16 protein-coding genes are annotated in these 18,289 nt (G+C 67.7%); 8 read left to right on the top strand and 8 right to left on the bottom strand.

Annotated features, from left to right (window positions below; all coding sequences use genetic code 11):
- Positions 1-26 precede the first annotated feature (26 nt).
- The 3 genes from R2C4_RS04060 to R2C4_RS04050 all read right to left on the bottom strand — a co-directional run bounded on the left by R2C4_RS04060 (position 27) and on the right by R2C4_RS04050 (position 2,883).
- Complete coding sequence (locus R2C4_RS04060) at positions 27-1,019, bottom strand: YcjF family protein (RefSeq protein ID WP_141889689.1); 993 nt, start codon at positions 1,017-1,019, stop codon at positions 27-29.
- Entirely contained in the window at positions 1,016-1,384 is a 369-nt protein-coding gene (locus tag R2C4_RS04055) for a GNAT family N-acetyltransferase (protein WP_375543671.1), read from the bottom strand. The genes R2C4_RS04060 and R2C4_RS04055 overlap by 4 nt, the downstream gene beginning before the upstream one ends.
- 83 nt (positions 1,385-1,467) lie before the next feature.
- Positions 1,468-2,883 (bottom strand): YcjX family GTP-binding protein, encoded by a 1,416-nt coding sequence (locus R2C4_RS04050; protein WP_141889687.1) that lies wholly within the window; start codon positions 2,881-2,883, stop codon positions 1,468-1,470.
- Positions 2,884-3,083: 200 nt separating this feature from the next.
- Here R2C4_RS04050 and truA point away from each other — a divergent pair, with 200 nt between their 5' ends.
- The 3 genes from truA (at position 3,084) to R2C4_RS04035 (ending at position 5,846) form a co-directional block, all read left to right on the top strand.
- Positions 3,084-3,851, top strand: a complete 768-nt coding sequence (truA, locus tag R2C4_RS04045) for a tRNA pseudouridine(38-40) synthase TruA (RefSeq protein ID WP_141889686.1) — start codon at positions 3,084-3,086, stop codon at positions 3,849-3,851.
- A 221-nt stretch (positions 3,852-4,072) separates the two neighbouring features.
- Positions 4,073-4,810, top strand: coding sequence for an NYN domain-containing protein (locus R2C4_RS04040; RefSeq protein ID WP_058286588.1), 738 nt, complete (start codon positions 4,073-4,075; stop codon positions 4,808-4,810).
- 100 nt (positions 4,811-4,910) lie between these two features.
- Positions 4,911-5,846, top strand: a complete 936-nt coding sequence (locus R2C4_RS04035; RefSeq protein WP_141889685.1) for a 2-hydroxyacid dehydrogenase — start codon at positions 4,911-4,913, stop codon at positions 5,844-5,846.
- 113 nt (positions 5,847-5,959) lie between these two features.
- Here the strand turns inward: R2C4_RS04035 and R2C4_RS04030 are convergent, their stop codons facing one another.
- From R2C4_RS04030 to R2C4_RS04020, 3 genes are all read right to left on the bottom strand, one after another.
- Positions 5,960-6,676 (bottom strand): flavodoxin family protein, encoded by a 717-nt coding sequence (locus tag R2C4_RS04030; protein ID WP_141889684.1) that lies wholly within the window; start codon positions 6,674-6,676, stop codon positions 5,960-5,962.
- A gap of 138 nt (positions 6,677-6,814) precedes the next feature.
- Positions 6,815-7,174: a glycine cleavage system protein GcvH gene (gcvH, locus tag R2C4_RS04025; protein WP_058286628.1), complete on the bottom strand. Its 360-nt coding sequence runs from the start codon at positions 7,172-7,174 to the stop codon at positions 6,815-6,817.
- A gap of 199 nt (positions 7,175-7,373) precedes the next feature.
- A complete protein-coding gene (locus tag R2C4_RS04020) occupies positions 7,374-8,822 on the bottom strand; it encodes a glutamine synthetase family protein (RefSeq protein WP_141889683.1) in 1,449 nt (482 codons plus the stop codon).
- A 215-nt stretch (positions 8,823-9,037) separates the two neighbouring features.
- Here R2C4_RS04020 and R2C4_RS04015 point away from each other — a divergent pair, with 215 nt between their 5' ends.
- The 3 genes from R2C4_RS04015 to R2C4_RS04005 all read left to right on the top strand — a co-directional run bounded on the left by R2C4_RS04015 (position 9,038) and on the right by R2C4_RS04005 (position 11,301).
- Complete coding sequence (locus R2C4_RS04015) at positions 9,038-9,814, top strand: IclR family transcriptional regulator domain-containing protein (protein ID WP_141889682.1); 777 nt, start codon at positions 9,038-9,040, stop codon at positions 9,812-9,814.
- Between the two features lie 70 nt (positions 9,815-9,884).
- The gene (locus R2C4_RS04010) at positions 9,885-10,196 is read left to right on the top strand and encodes a hypothetical protein (RefSeq protein WP_244940777.1); all 312 of its coding nucleotides are present in this window, start codon (positions 9,885-9,887) and stop codon (positions 10,194-10,196) included.
- A gap of 121 nt (positions 10,197-10,317) precedes the next feature.
- Entirely contained in the window at positions 10,318-11,301 is a 984-nt protein-coding gene (locus R2C4_RS04005) for a type I glyceraldehyde-3-phosphate dehydrogenase (protein ID WP_141889680.1), read from the top strand.
- A 23-nt stretch (positions 11,302-11,324) separates the two neighbouring features.
- On the opposite strand, the gene R2C4_RS04000 is transcribed toward R2C4_RS04005, so the two are convergent.
- Entirely contained in the window at positions 11,325-11,933 is a 609-nt protein-coding gene (locus tag R2C4_RS04000; RefSeq protein WP_141889679.1) for a hypothetical protein, read from the bottom strand.
- Between the two features lie 64 nt (positions 11,934-11,997).
- Positions 11,998-12,300 (bottom strand): hypothetical protein, encoded by a 303-nt coding sequence (locus R2C4_RS03995; protein WP_141889678.1) that lies wholly within the window; start codon positions 12,298-12,300, stop codon positions 11,998-12,000.
- Between the two features lie 527 nt (positions 12,301-12,827).
- On the opposite strand from R2C4_RS03995, the gene R2C4_RS03990 reads away from it, so the two are divergent.
- Together R2C4_RS03990 and R2C4_RS03985 are read left to right on the top strand one after the other, a co-directional pair.
- Positions 12,828-14,630 carry an autotransporter assembly complex protein TamA gene (locus tag R2C4_RS03990; protein ID WP_141889677.1) on the top strand — a complete coding sequence of 601 codons (1,803 nt, stop codon included), beginning with the start codon at positions 12,828-12,830 and terminating at the stop codon, positions 14,628-14,630.
- Entirely contained in the window at positions 14,627-18,256 is a 3,630-nt protein-coding gene (locus R2C4_RS03985; protein ID WP_141889676.1) for a translocation/assembly module TamB domain-containing protein, read from the top strand. Before R2C4_RS03990 ends, R2C4_RS03985 begins: the two co-directional genes overlap by 4 nt.
- The last annotated feature ends 33 nt before the right edge of the window (positions 18,257-18,289 follow it).

The raw sequence follows: 18,289 nt of genomic DNA, 5'->3' as shown, positions 1-18,289 counted from the left end.
GCCGCGCATGAGCCTTGGCACGCGCATTATTTTTCTTTGGAGAACAGGCCGGTCAGCGCCCGCTGCACCACTTTGCGGGTGCTGGGCTTGCGCCGGTCCGAAAACGGCATCGGGCGGCAGACCTCCATCGCGGCGATGCCGACCCGCGCCGACAGCGCGCCGTTCACCAGACCTTCCCCGAAGCGGCGGGAGAGCTTGGACAGCACCGAGCCGCCCAGCACCGGCTCCAGCAGATCATCGCCCGCCGCCACCGCGCCGGTTGCAGCCAGATGCGCCAGCACCGCGCGGGTCAGCCGCCAAGAGCTGAAAACTCCAGGCCGGCCGCCGTAGATCCCTGCCACCCGGCGGATCATCCGCAGCGAGGAGACCAGCGCCGTCAGGATATCCGCGAGCGCCATCGGCACGATCGCTGTCACCGTGGCGACCTGCCGGGCGGCGGCTTCCACTTCCCGCAGGGCCAGGGCGTCGAGCGGCACCAGCAGCTCCTCCTCTGCCAGCAGCAACAGGGCGTCGCCATCCATGATGTCGGCCTTGCGCTCTGCCAGCCGGGCCTGGTGCCAGCTGAGATCCTCGCGGTCCTTGTAAAACCCCTCCAGCCGGCTGGTGAAGGCGCGGGCCGCGGTCAGGTCAGAGACCTCTGCCGCCTGGTGCCGCAAGGTATCGACCCGGCGCAGCCGCGACAGCGCCGCCAGCTCGCGCAGGCCCATCGCAAGCGCCAGCAGCACCAGAACCGCCAGACCGGTGCTGACCGCCCAGCCCAGCACCGGCACCCGGGCGATCAGCCCGGCGGCAAAGTCCCAGGCCGCGACCGAGGCCATGGCGCCGACCACCGCAACCAGCAGCGCCCAGAACCAGCGTGCCAGCCGCGACGGCTTGCGGGCGGCAATCCGGGCCGCCTGTTCCATTGCCGGCGGCGGCGGAAGCCCCGGCGCCGCAGGCTCGGGCACCGGCGGGGCGTCCGCAACCGGCGGCGCCCCGGCCTCTTCCTCCAGATCGAACAGAACCGGCTTCTTGCTCATGCTGCCGCCTCCCGGATTGCGCGCCATTCATAGGCGATGTCGGGCAGGCCTTCCTCATTGCCCGCCCCGCCGCCGCGGCCGGTCTCGGCAAAGCCCTCGCGCCGGTAAAACTTCTGCGCACGCGTGTTGGCGGCAAACGTGCGCAGGATCAGCCGCGGCGCGGCCGCCTTGGCCGCATCCAACAGCGCCTTGCCCGCGCCCTGCCCGCAGGCGCCGGGCGCGAGGTAGAGCGCGCAGACCTCGGCCCCGTCGCGGGCCAGGAAGCCCAGCACGCAGCCCTGCCGCTCCGCCACGGTGACCCAGCCGCGGTCGATCATCGTGCCGCAGAAGGAGATCGCCTCCGCCCACGTGTAAAGCTTGGGCATCCACTCCGTATCCTGCTGGAAGTAAAAGAGAATATCTCCGGCGGCACCGGCATCCAGGGGAACGGCAGGTCGCAGACAGAGGGTCACAGTACATCTCCGATCAGGAATTCGGCGGCGCGGTCGAGGCGGATATGCGGCGGGCCGCTGCCATGTTTGAGGGTGAGCGGAGCCGGCGCAAAGGCCATCGCCTGATAATCCCCCTCCAGCCAGCGCGCGGCGCCCTGGCGGGCGGGGGTGAGCAGCTGGGCCGGGTCTTCGGGCAGCGCACCGGGATAAAACGCCGCCTGCTTGCCGGTCTCCAGCAAGGTGCCGCGGACGCAGGGCAGCTCAGTGCCGTTGTGGGGGCGCATCTCCTCGGTGGTGGTGCGCAGCGAGGCCATGGCCAGCGCCGCGGTGTGCGCCCCGGCAAAGCGGGCGCGGTCCTGCGCCTCGCGGGTCAGCGCCTCGATGATGGCGGTCATGCGGCCGTGCTGAGCGTGGTGCAGATGGTCGGCCTTGGTGGCGGCGAACAGGATCTTCTCCACCCGCTTGCCGCCCAAGAGCCGGGTCAGGAAACGGTTGCGGCCCGGTTTGAAGGCGCTGAGGATATCCACCATCGCGTGGCGCAGATCCTCCACCGCCTGCGGGCCGGAGTGGATGGCGGAGAGCGCATCGACCAGCACCACCTGGCGGTCGATCCGGGCAAAATGGTCGCGAAAAAAGGGTTTGACGACCTTGGACTTATAGGCTTCATACCGCCGCTCCATCTCCCGCCACAGGCTGCCGCGCGGGGCGCCGGCTTCCGGCGGCAGCGGTGCGAAGGTCAGCACCGGCGAGCCCTCCAGGTCGCCCGGCAGCAGGAAGCGGCCCGGGGTGCAATCGTAAAAGCCGGCGGCGCGGGCGGCGTGCAGGTAGCCGGTGAACGCGGCGGCAAGGGCCTGCGCCTGCGGCTCGTCATGTGCCCCGGCGGGAGCGGCTTTGGATTTCTCCGCCAGGAAAGGCTGCGCCTGCGGGCGCGCGGCGATGCGCGAGAGCACGTCGGAGGACCACTCGGCATAGCTCTTGTCCAGCAGCGCCAGGTCCAGCAGCCATTCGCCCGGGTAGTCGACGATATCCAGATGCAGCGTGCGCAGCCCCTGCAGGCCGGACAGAAGGCCGGCGGGCCGCACCTTTAGGCTGAGACGCAGCTCTGACACCGCGCGGGTGCTGTCCGGCCAATGGGGTGACGGCCCGGTCAACGCCGCGAGGTGGGACTCAAAATCGAAGCGCGGCACGGTGTCGTCGGGCTGCGGCTGCAGAAAGGCGGCCTCGATCCGCCCCTCACGCGCGGCGTTCAGCTGCAGCATCCGGCCCCGGTCCATCAGATTGGCGACCAGCGAGGTGATGAACACCGTCTTGCCGGAGCGCGCCAGCCCGGTGACGCCCAGCCGCAAAGGCCGGTCAAACAACGCCGAGGAGAGGCCGCTGGTGACGCTCTCCACCCCGCTTATCACCCCGTCTGCAAGGGAGGTTAACACCAAGGCCCTGATCCTGCTCTGTTCTTGCTGCTGACAAGATAGGCAGCATGGCTTGAGGATACCAGCCGCTGCCGCCGAATGCGGTTGAGTTCCCGCGTTGCTGGTGCTGGCGGCCCACAGCGCTGGGGCGCGCCTGCACCGGGGCGAAGCGCTGCCGCACGCAGGGCTTGCCCCGGCCCGGCCCTGTTGCTAGTTGCCCGGCCATGCCGCGTTTTGCTTTGAAAGTCGAATACCACGGGAAGCCTTTTGCCGGCTGGCAAAGGCAGAAGGATCTGCCGTCCGTGCAGGGCGCAATCGAGGCTGCGCTGGCGCGGCTGGAACCGGGGGAGCACACCATCGCCGCCGCCGGGCGTACCGATACCGGCGTGCATGCGCTGGGACAGGTGGCCCATTGCGACATGGCCAAGGAGTGGGACCCGTTCCGCCTGTCGGAGGCGCTGAATTACCACCTGAAGCCCGATCCGGTCGCCATCGTTGACTGTGCCCGGGTGGACGATGACTGGCACGCGCGGTTCTCCGCGGTGGAGCGGCAGTATCTGTTCCGCATCCTGATCCGCCGCGCGCCGGCCACTCATGACGCCGGGCAGGTCTGGCAGCTAAGCCATGACCTGGACACGGACGCCATGCAGGAAGCGGCCAAATATCTGATCGGAAATCATGATTTCACCACCTTCCGCTCTTCCATCTGCCAGGCGCAAAGCCCCGTGAAGACTCTGAACGAGCTGACGGTGGAGCGGGTGCAGGGTTTTTCCGGGCCGGAGATCCATTTCCACGTCCGCGCCCGCAGCTTCCTGCACAATCAGGTCAGGAGCTTTGTCGGCACGCTGGAGCGGGTTGGCGCCGGCGCCTGGGAGTCGGCGGATGTGAAGACCGCGCTGGAGGCCCGCGACCGCGCCGCCTGCGGGCCGGTCTGCCCTGGCCACGGGCTGTATCTGGCGCGGGTGGGCTACCCGGAAGACCCCTTCGCCTGAGATCAAAGCGCGGCGGAACCCCCGCGGCACAGCCTGTGCACCTCCCGTGCACCCCCTGTGCACCTCCCGGCACACGCGGCCGGGCGCCGCCCCCCCGCAAGCCGCTCTTGCATCCTGGCAGCCGCGGCCCATACTCGACCCGGACATTCCGGCACCAGGCAACGGCAGGCAAATGCGCTGCCGCCCTGCCCCACTCAGATTTGCAAAAGGCATAACCCGCAATGGCAAACACCACAAAACCGCCGCTTCTGGCCGTCCTGATCGACGCCGACAATATCTCGGCCAAATATGCGGAGGCGATGTTCGAGGAGATCGCCTCCTTCGGCGAAGCCAGCATCCGGCGCATCTATGGCGATTTTGCCGGCGGCAGCCCGCAGGGCTGGAACAAGGAGAAGCTGGCGGCGCTGGCAATTGTCCCGCATCAGCAGTTTGCCAATACCACTGGCAAGAACGCCTCTGACATCGCGCTGGTGATCGACGCGATGGACATCCTGCATTCGGGCCGCTTTGACGGTTTTGTGCTGATCTCCTCGGACAGCGATTTCACCCGGCTGGCCAGCCGCATCCGCGAACAGGGGCTGGATGTCTACGGCATGGGGATGCGCAAGACGCCCGCGGCCTTTGTCAAAGCCTGCAAGCGGTTCATCTATGTGGAGAACCTGCTGGAGGACCCGGGCAAGAGTAAGCCCAAGCCGAAGAAAGCGGAAGAGACCAAAGATGACGCGCCGGCAGAGCTGGTGGACCCGACCAAGCTGGTGGTGCGGGCGATGGATGCGATCGACCAGGACGACGAGTGGTTCACCCTGGGCCAGATCGGCCAGTACATCACCGCCGCCTCGCCGGATTTCGACACCCGCAGCTATGGCAAGCGCAAGCTGAGCGACCTGATCGCCTCGCTCAAGCTGTTCGAAACCAAACGCGGCGAGGGCAACCAGATCCTGGTGCGGCGGCTGGACTGACGCCCTAAAACCGGCAGCGGCGGGCAAATCCGGTGCCCGCTTTACCCCGGACCGAAGCCCGACCCGGCACAATCACGCATGCGGCAAGCAGGAGGCCCCGATGGCAGTTCTGATCAGCATCGGCCACGACGGCTGGTACACCGAAGACCAGCTGGCTGAGGAGCTGCGGGCGGTTGACCCCGGTGCCGACATCCGGCCCCTGTCTGCCCCCGGCAATCTGGAGGAAGTCACGATGCTGGCGGTCTCAGCGCTGAAGGGCGACCTGCCGGCACGGCTGCCGAACCTCCAGCTGGTGCAGAAACTAGGGGCCGGGGTGGAGACCATCGTGGCGCATCCCGGCCTGGCGCCGCATGTGCGCATCGCGCGGCTGAAACCGCAGGAACCCGCGCAGGAGATTGCCGAATACTGCCTGGCCTATGTGCTGCGCGGCCAGCGGAACATGGCGGCGCATGCGGCGGCGCAGGCCCGCTGCGCTTGGCAGCCGCTGGCACCGAAGCGCCCGGCGGACACCACCGTCGGGGTGCTGGGGCTGGGCCACATCGGCGGCAGGACGGCGCGGCTGATGCGGGACATGCGGTTCCGGGTGCTGGGCTGGAGCCGCTCGCCCAAGGAGATCGAGGGCGTCGGCTGCCGCCACGGCGAAGCGGCACTGCCGCAGCTGCTGCGCGAATGCGATTATGTCTGTTCGATCCTGCCCTCGACCCCCGCCACCCGCGGGCTGATGAATGCGGAAAAGCTTGCCGCGATGAAGCCGGGGGCCACGCTGATCAACGCCGGCCGCGGCGATCTGGTAGATGAACCGGCGCTGCTGGCAGCGCTGAACGCGGGCACGCCCGGTCAGGCGGTGCTGGATGTGGTCCGCCAGGAGCCGCTGCCCGCGGACAGCCCGCTGTGGACGCACCCGCGCGTCACCATCACCCCGCATGTGTCAGGCTGGCATCTGGGCGGCGCACTGCGGGACGTGGTGGAGAATTACCGCCGCCTGCACGCAGGCGAGCCGCTGCTGCATGAGGTGGACCGTCAGCGCGGTTATTGAGCGGCAACGCCCTCTGCTTCTGCTGGCTAAAAATATCCCCGCCGGAGGCACCGCCTTGTTTCCTCAAGGAAACAAGGCGGAATCCCGCGCCAGCCCCGGACGCGACCGTCCGTCTATGCGCGGTAATCGGGGTTCTCATAGTCGAACCGGCAGCCCGCCGACCAGGCGTTGCGGTCGTTGCCCTCGTTCGGGTAACCGCCCGCATCGCGCAGCATGGCGGCCAAGTGCATCAGGTTCCAGGTCATGATGGTTGTGTTGCGCTGGGTGAACTCATTCTCGAAGCCCGCAGGCTTGCCCTCCACCTCGTCGCCGTAAGACGGCCCTGGCCCGGCCTCTCCGATCCAGCCGCAATCGGCCTGCGGCGGGATGGTGAAGCCCAGGTGGCTGAGCGCGTAGCAGATTGTCATCGCGGTATGTTTGATGCCGTCCTCGTTGCCGGTGATGACGGTGCCGCCGGTCTTGCCGTAAAAGATCGACTGGCCCTTGTCGTTCAGTTCGCCGCTCATGCCATAGAGCCGCTCGATCAGGACGCGGCAGACCGAGCTTTCCTCGCCCAGCCAGAGCGGGGTGCCGATCACCAGGATCTGCGCCGCCTTCACCTTTTCCCAGATCCTGGGCCAGTCGTCGCGGTCCCAGCCCTGTCCGGTCATGTCCGGGTAGACGCCGGGCGGCACCTGGTGATCCAGCATGTGCAGATGCTCCACCGCGACACCGTTCTTTTCCATGATGGCAGAGGACGCCTCCATCAGCAGTCGGGTGTGGCTTTTGCTGCCGTCCTTTTTCAGCGATGTGTTGATGAAAAGAGCTTTGAGCCCTGAAAATCCGGTCATTGCGCACCTCCTGCCGGGCATGGGTGTTTTGGCGATGACCGGATAGTAGCCCGCAACCGGCAGGTGCATAGGGGGCTGGCGGGATCGTGATCACCGCCGCCCGCAGCCTGCTGCGGTGGCCGCAGCAGGCGGGAGATATCAGGAGATGAAGTCCTTGTAGCCGGCTTCATCCATGTAGTCGTCCATCGGCGACAGGTCGGAGGGCTTGATTTTGAAGAACCAGGCCGCGCCTTCGGGGTCGTCGTTCACCTTGCCGGGGTCGTCGGCCAGGGATTCGTTCACCTCGACGATCTCGCCATCGAGCGGGGCGAGGATGTCGGACGCCGCCTTGACCGATTCAATCACCACGATCTCGTCGTCCTTGGAGACTTCGGTGCCCGGCTCCGGCAGCTCGACATAGACCACTTCGCCCAGCTGTTCGGCGGCGTGGGCGGTGATGCCGACGGTGATCAGGTCGTCCTCGGGCAGCAGCCACTCGTGTTCCTCGGTGTATTTCATGGGGGTTTTATCCTTCGAAGAGGCGTGGGGTTTGAATGGGTTGAGGCTGCCGGAAATGGCGCCGCGGATGGTAAAGGCCGGCGCGGCCGGCCCCTGCATACGCGGGTATACGCTATCAATGGGCGGGGCTGGCGATCAAGACGGCAAAGCCGCATTGAATAGGAATTTTTACGCATCGCCCGGCGGCCCGCGCGGCGCCTCAGAACAGGTTGAAATACTCCGCCTGCTCCCACTCGCTGACGGTGTCCAGATAGCGCTCCCACTCGAACTGCTTGAGCTGCAGCAGGTAATCCGCGGCGTCCGCCCCCAGCGCCTCGCGGCACAAGGCTGAGCCTGCGAAGCCCTCCAGCGCCTGGCCCAGCGAGCGCGGCAGGCGCGCGGCCTCCTCGCTATAGGGCGACAGGGTGGGTTTCGGGGCCTCCAGCCCCTCGCGGATCCCGGCAGCGCCCGCGATGATCTGGGCGGCGAGCGCGTAATAGGGGTTGGCGGAACTATCGGGGGCGCGGTTTTCGATCCGGCTGGCGGCATCGCCCGGCTGCATCAGCGCCCGCAGCATGGCGCCGCGGTTGTCCACGCCCCAGCCGATTCGGCTGGGGGCCAGCTGGAACGGCAGATACCGCTTGTAGCTGTTCACCGTGGGCGCAATCAGCAGCGAGGTCTCAGCCGCGTATTTCAACAGGCCCGCCATCCAGCCGCTGGCAGGCGGGGTCAGCATCCCGGCGGCTTCGGGCATGAACAGGTTGCGCCCCGTGGCCAGATCCTGCAGCGACTGGTGCACGTGCCAGCCGTTGGCCATGGCACCCGCCAGCCGCGGCTTGGCCATGAAGCTGGCGTGCAGGCCTTTGCGGGCGCAGACCTCCTTGACCATGGTGCGGAACATCACCATCGCATCCGCCTGCGCCATGGCGCTGTCGGGGGCAAAGGTGAATTCGACCTGGCTGGGGCCCATCTCGATTTCCACGGACCGCACCGGCAGGCCCAGTTTCTGTGCGTTGCGGCGCAACAGGTCCAAGATGCCCTCGACCTCGCCATAGCGGGTTTCGGTGAGATACTGATAGCCTTGCGTCAGGTTGCGGGTCTGCACCGGTACGCCGGGGCGGCCTGCCTGCTCGTGGGCGGCAGATGGGTCCGCCAGTTCGAAGATGTGAAACTCCACCTCCAGCCCGAAGGTGGCCGCCATCCCCTGCCCCGCCAGCCGGTCCACCGCCCGCTGCAGCACGCTGCAGGAGGCAAAGGGGATCCGCTGGCCGTCCGGGTAGACCGGCGCGCAGAAAATCCAGGCGGAATGGCCGGACCAGGGCAGCGCGCGGAAGGTGTCCGGGCGCGGCACCAGCAGCACGTCGCCAGCGCCCTGCATCGGCCCGGCCAGCCCGGTGCCGCCCTCCCACACAGGAAAGGCATTGCGGTGCGAGGTGTCCTTGAGCAGCAGGGTCGCGGGCACGTTGAGGCCGCGCTCGAAGACAGAGGCAAAAGCCTCCGCCATCACTGTCTTGCCACGCAACAGCCCGTGCTGGTCCGGAAACAGCACCCGCACTGTCTCGATCCCGTCGAACTGCGCGCGCGAGGTGATCTCAGCCGCCTTGCGGCAGCCCTCCGCGCCGAGCAGCCCCAGGCGGGCCAGTTTGCCGGATGTGAAGTCTTGTGCCATGGACGGCCTCTCGATGCAGAGCAGTTTGAAATTGCACCGGAAACGGTCCCAGCGTCCAGCCCGCCGCCAGGTTTCCCCGTAACCCGTTGCGCAATCCGGATATTGCGGAGGTTTTGCGGCTTGACAGAGTTCATGAAGCGAACAAGGTGTGCAGTATTTGCACAAAGGCCGCCGCAGCAGGCGGCAGCATTTCAAGACCAGGACAGGCGGCGCAGATGACAGCGGTGGAACAGGACAGGAATATTTCGTCAAGCTTTGCCAAAGGGCTGGCGGTTCTGGCGGTGTTTGATGCGGCCTCCCCCAGCATGACCCTGGCCGAGATCGCCCGGCGCACCGGCCAGGACCGGGCCACCGCCCGGCGCGGGGCGCTGACGCTGGTGCAGGCGGGTTATCTGCGCCAGGACGGGCGGATGCTGTCCCTGACGCCGCGGGTGCTGGCGCTGGCGGGCGGCTTTCTGCAGGCCAACCAGTTCGGCCGCCGGGTGCAGCCGGTGCTGAACCGCCACGCGCGGCAGATGGAGATCGAGGTGACGCTGGCGATGCTGGACCAGGGCCGGGTGCTGCTGCTGGCGCAATCGACGGTGGATCACGGCCATATCACCTATGGCTTCACCGCCGGATCGCATATTCCGCTGGCCCATACCAGTCTGGGGCGGATGCTGTTGGCCGGGCTGCCGGAGGGTGCGGCGGCGGCGGTGCTGGCAGAAACAGATATCCCGCACCACACCAGCCAGTCGCTGACCGGTCCCGCCGCCATTCTGGACCGCGTCGCCCAGGCCCGCGAACAGGGCTACTGCCTGACCGACAGCGAGTTCGAGGCCGGGATCACCGGCTATGCGGTGCCGGTGTCGCGCCCGGGCCGGACGCCGATCGTGGCGGGCTGCTCTGCCCCGCGCGGGCGGCAGCCGCAGGCCGATGCCGAGCGGCTGTTGCGCGGGCTGCAGCTGTGCGCGGCGGAGCTGCGCCAGGCCGAGGCGGTGGATCACCTGTAAGGCGCGTCTTGCTTTGTGCCGGGGCGGCGCTAGGCTGGGCGCAGGCATTTCCCGCAGGAGCATTTCGATGATGAAACAGACTGCACTGGCGGCGGCCCTGTGCGCCGCGCTTGCGCCCGCCGTATCCGCAAAAGGCGTGGAAGGCATCAAGGTCAGCGTGCTGGGCCGCGACTGGCTGGTGGTGCCGGTCGAAGGCACAACCGGCCGCTACAGCGCCACGCGGATGAACCTGGAGCACCTGGCCTTCCGCCCGCCCGCGGTGCTGACCGCCCGGCAGGCGGTGCGGGCCATGCAGGCGGCCACCGGCTGCAGCGTCAATCTGGATACGATGGTGCGTACGATCACCGGCACCTATTACGCGCAGGTCATCTGCCGCAAATAGAAGCGCCTTTGACGGTTGTGCGGTTTTGCGGTCTTTTTCTGAAACATCCTCTTGGGAAATGTGATCATTTTCCCGGGGGCCATGGATTGAGCGGCCCTAGCGCGCCTGCCATAGATTGCGCATGAAACTTGCTATCAACGGATTCGGCCGCATCGGCCGCGCCATCCTGCGCCAGATTCTGACCACATCGCGCGGAGACGGCATCGAGGTGGTGCGGATCAACGATATCGCACCCTTGGACATGTGCGCCTATCTGTTCCAGTACGACAGCACATTCGGCCCCTTTGCGCATCCGGTGGAGCATGGCAACGGCGCGCTGCAGGTGATGGGCCGCAGCATTCCGGTCAGCCACGAGCCCGACCTGACCAAGGTCGGCCTGAGCGGCGTCGATCTGGTGCTGGAATGCACCGGCATCGCCCGGACCTCCGACGTGGCAGAGCGCGGGCTGAAGGCCGGCGCCGGCAAGGTGCTGATCTCCGGCCCCTCCCCCGCGGCTGAGCTGACCATGGTGCTGGGCGCCAACGAGGAGACATTGGGCGACGCCCGGATCGTCTCCAACGCCTCCTGCACCACCAATGCGCTGACGCCGCTGGTCAAGCTGCTGGACGGGATCGCCGGCATTGATACCGCGCATATGACCACCATCCACTGTTACACCAACTCGCAGCCGATGGTGGACGCGCCGCGGGGCGATTTCGCCCGCTCGCGCGGCGGCGCGCAGTCGATGGTGCCGACGACGACCTCGGCGATGCATCTGATCGACGAGGTGCTGCCGCATCTGAAGGGCCGTGTCAGCGGCGCCGCGGTGCGGGTGCCGACGGCCAGCGTGTCGGCGGTGGATCTGGTGGCGCAGCTGAAGACCCCGATGAGCGCGGCAGAGTTCACCGCCGCCCTGCGCGAAGGGGTGGCGGCCTCGCAGGTGATGGGCTGGACCGATATGCCGCTGGTGTCCTCCGATCTGCGGGCGCGGACCGAGTCGCTGGTTATTGCCGGGCCGGAAACCCGCATGGCCGGGACCGCCCAGGTGCGGGTGTTCGGCTGGTATGACAATGAATGGGGCTTTTCCGCCCGGATGCTGGACGCGGCCCGGCTGATGGCCGGCTGACAGCCGCCCGCCGTTGGCGGCGGCTATCCCTGCGGGCTTCGCCCCTGTCCTGCCAGCCGCAGCCAGCGGAAAATCAGCATCAGGGCAAACATGCAGACCGCAAGGCCGATCAGGTCACCCGCTGCGTAAACCGCCATCACCGGCAGCTGATCGTCGGGGAAAATCAGGCCTGAGAACACCACCGTCTGCCCCAGCGAGTTGATCACCGACGCCAGCCCGCCGATGGCCAGCAGCCCGGTCCAGGCAATCCGCCGCGACTGGCCGGCATACAGATCCCAGCCGAACAGCCAGGCGACCTCGAAGGCCGCAAACACCGAGAAGGCCCCGACGCCGATGGATTGCAGCAAGACCGGCTCCATCAGCTCCCGCACGCCGGCCGTGGTGAACAGCAGCTCCGACAGCAGCGCGCCCGCGGCGAGCGGCAGCACGGCTTTCCAGCCGAACAGCCAGATGCACAGCACCCGCACCCCGTGCGGCAGGTAGGCCAGACTGGCGAAAACGGTGATTTCCGGCAGAAACAGGTTCTGCACAGGTGTGACCACCAAGGCGGTCAGGCCGTGGCAGATGACATAGACAGCGGTGATCACCGCAAACCCCTGTACCGGGGACAGCAACTGGTAAAATCGACTCATGCCGCCCGTTTATCCAGAGGACGCAGAAGCTGCAATCATATGCAGCGCCGCCGGCGGCAAACCATCACTGGGCAGAGGGATCGAAGCGCACCACGTAACGCTTGGCCCGGCTGCCGCCGGCCCGCTCCAGCAGACCCATGCTCAGCAGTGATTTCAGCGTGCGGTGATAGGTGGCCTGGGCAATCCCCTGCACCAGCCGGTGGCTGCGAATCTGGTCGGATTGCACCGCGGCGCCAGGCGCGCTGGTCAGCGCATGGGCCGCCAGCAGCACGTCCCGCTCCGCCGGGCTGAGCCGGTCCAGCCCGATATCGCGCTCCATCTGAAACAGCATGTCGCGCAGTTCAAAAACTGATTTCAAAGCATCCAAAACTGTTACCCCTTGAAAACTCAACCTTCTGGTTCAGAACAGGCCCTGCCAGGGCAAGGCGAAATGATACCCCCTGAAATTATCAGACTGACAATTATATGGACAGCCATAATCCAGATGGTATCATTTCAGACAGGCTAGCTGCATGTGAGTGGTGGCTGCGCCTGCGTTACCCGATGTAGTTTTTGTTAATCAGTGCCAGCTCCGGCAGGTTCGCCTGCCGGAGCTGAACCGAATAGTACATTTTAAAACTGCTTTCCAATCTCCTTTACGGTCATTTTTCCCGCATTCGCGCCATAGCGGCAAAAAAATGTCCTTGCCGGACGCCTCTTTCCCGCGGCTGCCGGGGCCGCAGCCCCTCTCCGCCGTCCGGATGCGCGGCAATCCGCCGCTGCCGGAGACAGGCGGAATGCCGCTGCTTTGCCAGTTCCATCGCGTAAATTTCCCGTGCTAGGCTCAGCGCTGACGCCTGCCGCCCTGCCGGGCCGCACGGCCGGATTTTTTTACGCCCGCCACCGGGAGCAAACATGAATTTTCCATTCCGCCCGCGCCTGACCGCGCGCGCCCTTGCCTTCAGCTTTCTGACCCTGCTGCCGCCTGCCGCCTTTGGCGCCGACGCCACGCTTCAGGCCCCCGGGGCAAATGCCGGCCTTGCTGACCGGCTGCGCGGCGCCTCGGCCTCGGTTGCCGCCAGCGGCGAAACCAATGTGCAGGAGATTCTGGCGGCGGCGCTGTCGGACTACCGGACGCTGGTGCAGGTGCTTTATGACGCGGGCCATTTCGCGCCGGTGGTTAATATCCGCCTGGACGGGCGCGAGGCGGCGCTGATCCAGCCGCTGAACCCGCCGCAAAGCGTCCGCACGGTGGAGATCACCGTCCAGCCCGGCCCGCGGTTTGCCTTCGGCAAGGCGGACCTGTCGCCGCTGCCGCGGCAGAGTGACGTGGAGTTTCCCGAGGAATACGCTCCCGGCCAGCCCGCCAGCACCGGCGCGATCCGGGATGCGGCGGTTGCGGGGGTGCGGGCCTGGCGGCGCAGCGGCCATGCCAAGGCCGCGGTGGCCGAGCAGAGGATCACCGCCAATCACCTGCAGGCGCGCCTGGATGCCCAGCTGCGGCTGGCCCCCGGCCCGCGCCTGCGTTTCGGCCGGATGGCCGTGACCGGCGACACAAGGGTGCGCGAGGAGGCTATCCGCAGTATCGCGGGCTTTCCGGCGGGGGAGACGTTCCACCCCGACCTGATTGCGAAATCCGCCAGCCGGCTGCGCCGCACCGGCACCTTTTCCAGCGTGGTGCTGCGGGAGGCAGAGCAGCCGAACCCGGATGGCACCCTCGATTACACCGCGGTGGTCGAGGACCTGCCGCCGCGCCGCCTCACGTTCGGGGCCGAGATCAGCTCCTCCGACGGGGTGGAGCTGTCGGGCAGCTGGATGCACCGCAACCTGTTCGGGGCTGCGGAAAAGCTGCGGATCGAGGCGCGGGTCAGCGGCATCGGCAGCAGCAACGACATCGACGGGCGCGTGGCAGTGCGGCTGGACCGGCCCGCGGCGCTGGGGCCGGATGACCTGATCTTCTACCTCGCCGAGGCCGAACAGCTGGACGAGGAGCATTACAAGGCCACCCAGGTGTTCGGCGCGGCCGGGGTGCGGCGCACCTTCTCCGACAAGTTCTTTGCCGAGGCTGCGCTGGGGGTGTCCTCGATCCTGGCCGAGGACGTGTTCGGCAAGCGGCGGTTCAAATACATCGCGGGCCGCCTGCGCGCGGAATACGACGAGCGCGACAGCCGGGTGAACCCGGCCAGCGGCTATTACCTGCAAGGCACGGCGACGCCCTTCATCGGCTTTGGCGGCAGCAAGTCCGGGCTGCAGATCAAAGCGGACGGGCGCGCCTATTACGGCTTGGGCGCGGACGACCGGATCGTGCTGGCCGGGCGGCTGCAGCTGGGCTCTGTCGCCGGCCCGTCGCTGAGCGAGATCTCCCCCACCCTGCTGTTCTTCTCCGGCGGTGCGGGCACGGTGCGCGGGCATGAGTTCCAGTCGCTGGGCGTGCCGGTTGCCGGCGGCACCGCCGGCGGGCGCAGCTTTGCGGCGCTGTCGGGCGAAGTGCGGGGAAAGGTCACCGACACGATTTCCCTGGTCGGCTTCTACGACATCGGTTTTGTCGATGCGGACAGTTTTGTGTCGGGATCGTCCGCGCGCCACGCCGGCGCCGGCATCGGGGTGCGGTATGATGTGGCGGGGATTGGGCCGATCCGGCTTGACCTTGCCTATCCGGTGGACGGCGGGTCCGAGGACGGGCTGCAATTTTATATCGGGATAGGACAGGCGTTTTGAAACAGATACTTGCCTATAGCCTGGCCCTGGGCCTCGCGGCGGCGCCGCTGGCGGCGCAGGACACTCCGGAAGAAGACGCGGGCGGGCTGCTGGTCGATTTCCTGGAGGACACGCTGTCAGGCGACAGCCGCTATATCAGCGTCAGCGGGCTGCAGGGGGCGTTTTCCTCTGAGGCCACAATCCAGAAGATCACGGTGGCCGACGAGAAAGGCATCTGGCTGACCATCGAAGGCGCCGCGCTGGACTGGAACCGGCTCGACCTGCTGCGCGGGCGGTTCTCGGTCAATGAGCTGTCGGCGGAGCGCATAGCGGTGGAGCGCGCGCCCGAGCCGCTGCCGCCGGACCCGGAACTGCCGGAGGCGGCGGCCACGCCCTTCTCGCTGCCGGAGCTGCCGGTGGCGATCGAGCTGGGCCTGATCAAGGCGGAGCGGATCGAACTGGGCGCGGCTCTGGCAGGAACCGAAGCCAGTCTTAGGGTTGAGGGATCGCTGCGGCTGGCAGACGGCGCGCTCGACACCAAGCTGGAGGCGGTGCGGCTGGACAAACCCGGCGACCACCTGCGGCTGGAGGCGGGATATGCCGATGAAACCCAGCAGATCACCCTGGACCTGACCGCGGATGAGGCTGCGGGCGGGCTGATCTCGCGCAGCCTGGACTTGCCCGGCAACCCTGACCTGCAGCTGACCGCCAAGGGCAGCGGGCCGGTAACGGATTTCACCGCTGACATCAGCTTCAGCGCCAACGGCGCGGAGCGGCTGGCGGGCCAGGTGGTGCTGGCGGCCCAGCCCCTGCCCGCGGATGCGGCGCCGGAGACGCCGCGCGGCATCCGCTTTTCCGCCGATCTGGGCGGCAATATCGACGTGCTGCTGCCGCCGGTGCACCGCCCGTTCTTTGGCCCGGGCCTGCGGCTCAACGTGAAAGGCATCCGTGAAGGCAGCGGCGCGCTGGCGCTGGACACTCTGGTTCTGCGCACCCGGGCGCTGCAGGTGAGCGGCGCCGCGGCGCTGGCGGCGGGCGGCCGGCTGGACACCGCCAATCTGAAGGCTGCCATCACCCCGCCGCCGGGCCAGGCCGCGGTCACCCTGCCCGTGGGCGGCGGCCAGACCACGCTGGCGGCGGCGGACCTGCAGCTGCGGAAGCGGACGGACGGCAACTGGACCCTGGACGGGGTTCTGCACCAGCTGAGCCATCCCGCCGCACTGGTGGACCAGGCAGAGGTCACCGGCCGCGGCACGCTGGATCAAAGCAGCGGCCTTGCGCTGGAGGGGCGGCTGTCGGCCGCGCTCAGCGGGTTGCAGCCGCGCGACCCGGCGCTGGCCAAGGCCACCGGCAGCGACATCCGCTTTGAGGGCACCCTCAGCACCGAAGGCCCCGGTGCGCTGCGGATCACCGAAATGGAACTGCGCGGCACCGATTACCAGGCGGCGGGTGATGTGACCCTGGACGGGCTGGAAGAGGGGCTGAAAATCACCGCGGACCTGACCGCAGAGGCATCGGAGCTGGCGCGTTTCTCGGAGCTGGCCGGACGGCCCCTGGGCGGCGCGGTGCGGGCGGACGTCCAGGGTTCCTTCACGCCGCTGTCCGGCGCCTTTGACACCGATCTGGACCTCACCGCCGAGAACCTCTCCGCCGGGATTGCCAAGGCGGATGAGCTGCTGGCGGGCACCACCACGGTGGCGCTCAAGGCGTCGCGGGACGAGATCGGCATCGCCGTCGACACATTCGAGCTGAAGGGCAGTGCACTGGCCGCTTCTGCTGCGGGCACGCTGAACAATGACAGCGGACAGATGGAGATCAGCGCCCGGCTGACCCGGGTGGAGGTGCTGCTGCCGCAGGCCCCCGGCACGCTGGAGCTGGCCACCACGGTCACCCGTACCGGCAGGCGGTTTGATGGCGTGGCCGAGCTGACCGGGCCGCATTCCTCCAGCGCCCGGCTGGACGGGTCTGTCACTTTGGAGGGCGACGCCGATTTCGACTTTGCCGCCGCCTTTAATGAGCTGGAGCGGTTCGTGCCCGAACTGGCGGGCCGGCTGACCGCCGAAGGCACCGCGGAGCGGCGCAACGGCGAGTGGCAGATCGCCGCCACCGCGGATGGCCCGGCGGAGCTTGCGGTCAAGGCCGAGGGCCGCTTTGCCGAAAGCAATGGCGACACCGATCTGCGGTTTGACGCCGTCATCGGGCGGCTGCAGCAGCTGGTGCCGGATCTGGCCGGGCGGCTGGCCGCCAAGGGCACCGCCGCCCGCCGCGACGGTACTTGGACGGTCGACAGCACCGCCAGCGGCCCCGCGGGCATCGACAGCCGCATCGCAGGCAGCTGGAACGAGGCCGAGGGCACCGCCGATGTAACCGCCAAAGGCACCCTGCGGCTGGAAGGGATGAACCCTTTCATCTCTCCCAACCTGATGCAAGGGCCTGCGAATTTCGACCTGGCCATGCGGGGGAAGCCGGCGCTGGACTCCTTGAGCGGCACCGTGTCGGTCCCCGGCGCCTCGCTGGCGATCCCGGCGGCGGCGCAGCGGCTGGATGACATCAACGCCACCGTCTCCTTTGCCCGCTCCAGCGCGCAGGTGCAGGCCTCGGCCCGCGGCCGCGACGGCGGCACCCTGCAGATCAGCGGCCCGGTGGCGATGCGCCCCCCCTTCAGCAGCAATCTGCAGATTGCCATCGGCGATCTGGTGGTGACGGACAACCTGTCTTACGAGACCCTGCTGAACGGCAGCCTCACCTTGTCCGGCGCAATGGCGGGCGACAAGCGGATCGGCGGGCAGATCAATGTCGGCGAGACCAATATCAACCTCAACACCGCAGGCGGCTCGGTCTCGTCGGCGCCAATCCCGCCGATCAGCCATGTGGGGGCACCGCGCGATGTGCGCCAGACCCTAGCGCGGGCGGGGCTGACCGGCAACAATGGCGGCGGCGGGGGCGGCTCAGCCAGAACCGAACTGGATATTCTGATCAGCGCCCCCTCGCGGGTCTTTGCCCGCGGCCGCGGACTGCGCGCAGAGCTGGGCGGCGAGATCCGCCTGCGCGGCACCACCGCGCGGCTGTCGCCCTCGGGCCAGATCAGCCTGATCCGCGGCACCTTTGACATCCTGGGCCGGCGGCTGGAGCTGGACGAGGGGCGGATCACCCTACTGGGCGATCTGAAACCCTATCTGGAGTTCAAATCCACCGCCGCCACCGGCGAGGGCACCGCCACGCTGGAGATCTCCGGCCGGGTCGATGCGCCGGAGATCAAGGTGACGTCGGAGCCGCCGCGCCCGTCGGAGGAGGCGCTGGCGCTCTTGCTGTTCGGCGACAATATTGAGGATATCTCGCCGCTGGCGCTGGCCCGGCTGGCCGGCTCCGCGCTGACGCTCAGCGGGCGCGGCGGCGGGGCGCAAAGCAAGGTGCGGCAGGCCACCGGCGCCGACACGGTCGATATCGGCGCCGACAATCTGGGCGCTGGCCAGCTGGGCCTGGGCGGCTATGTGGCGGAGAACGTCTATACCGATTTCAACGTCAACACCCGCGGCGACAGCGAGCTGAGCATCAATCTGGATGTGACCAAAAGCCTGACGGTGCAAGGCACGGTGGACAGCGAAGGCGAGACCGGGTTCGGCCTGTTCTTCAAGCGCGACTATTGACGGCGGCGGCCTAGCCGCGGACAGGGCGCACCG

It is taken from the genome of Leisingera aquaemixtae (assembly GCF_006740765.1).
Lineage (GTDB): Bacteria > Pseudomonadota > Alphaproteobacteria > Rhodobacterales > Rhodobacteraceae > Leisingera > Leisingera aquaemixtae.
This window is presented reverse-complemented; position numbering and strand designations above follow the sequence as displayed.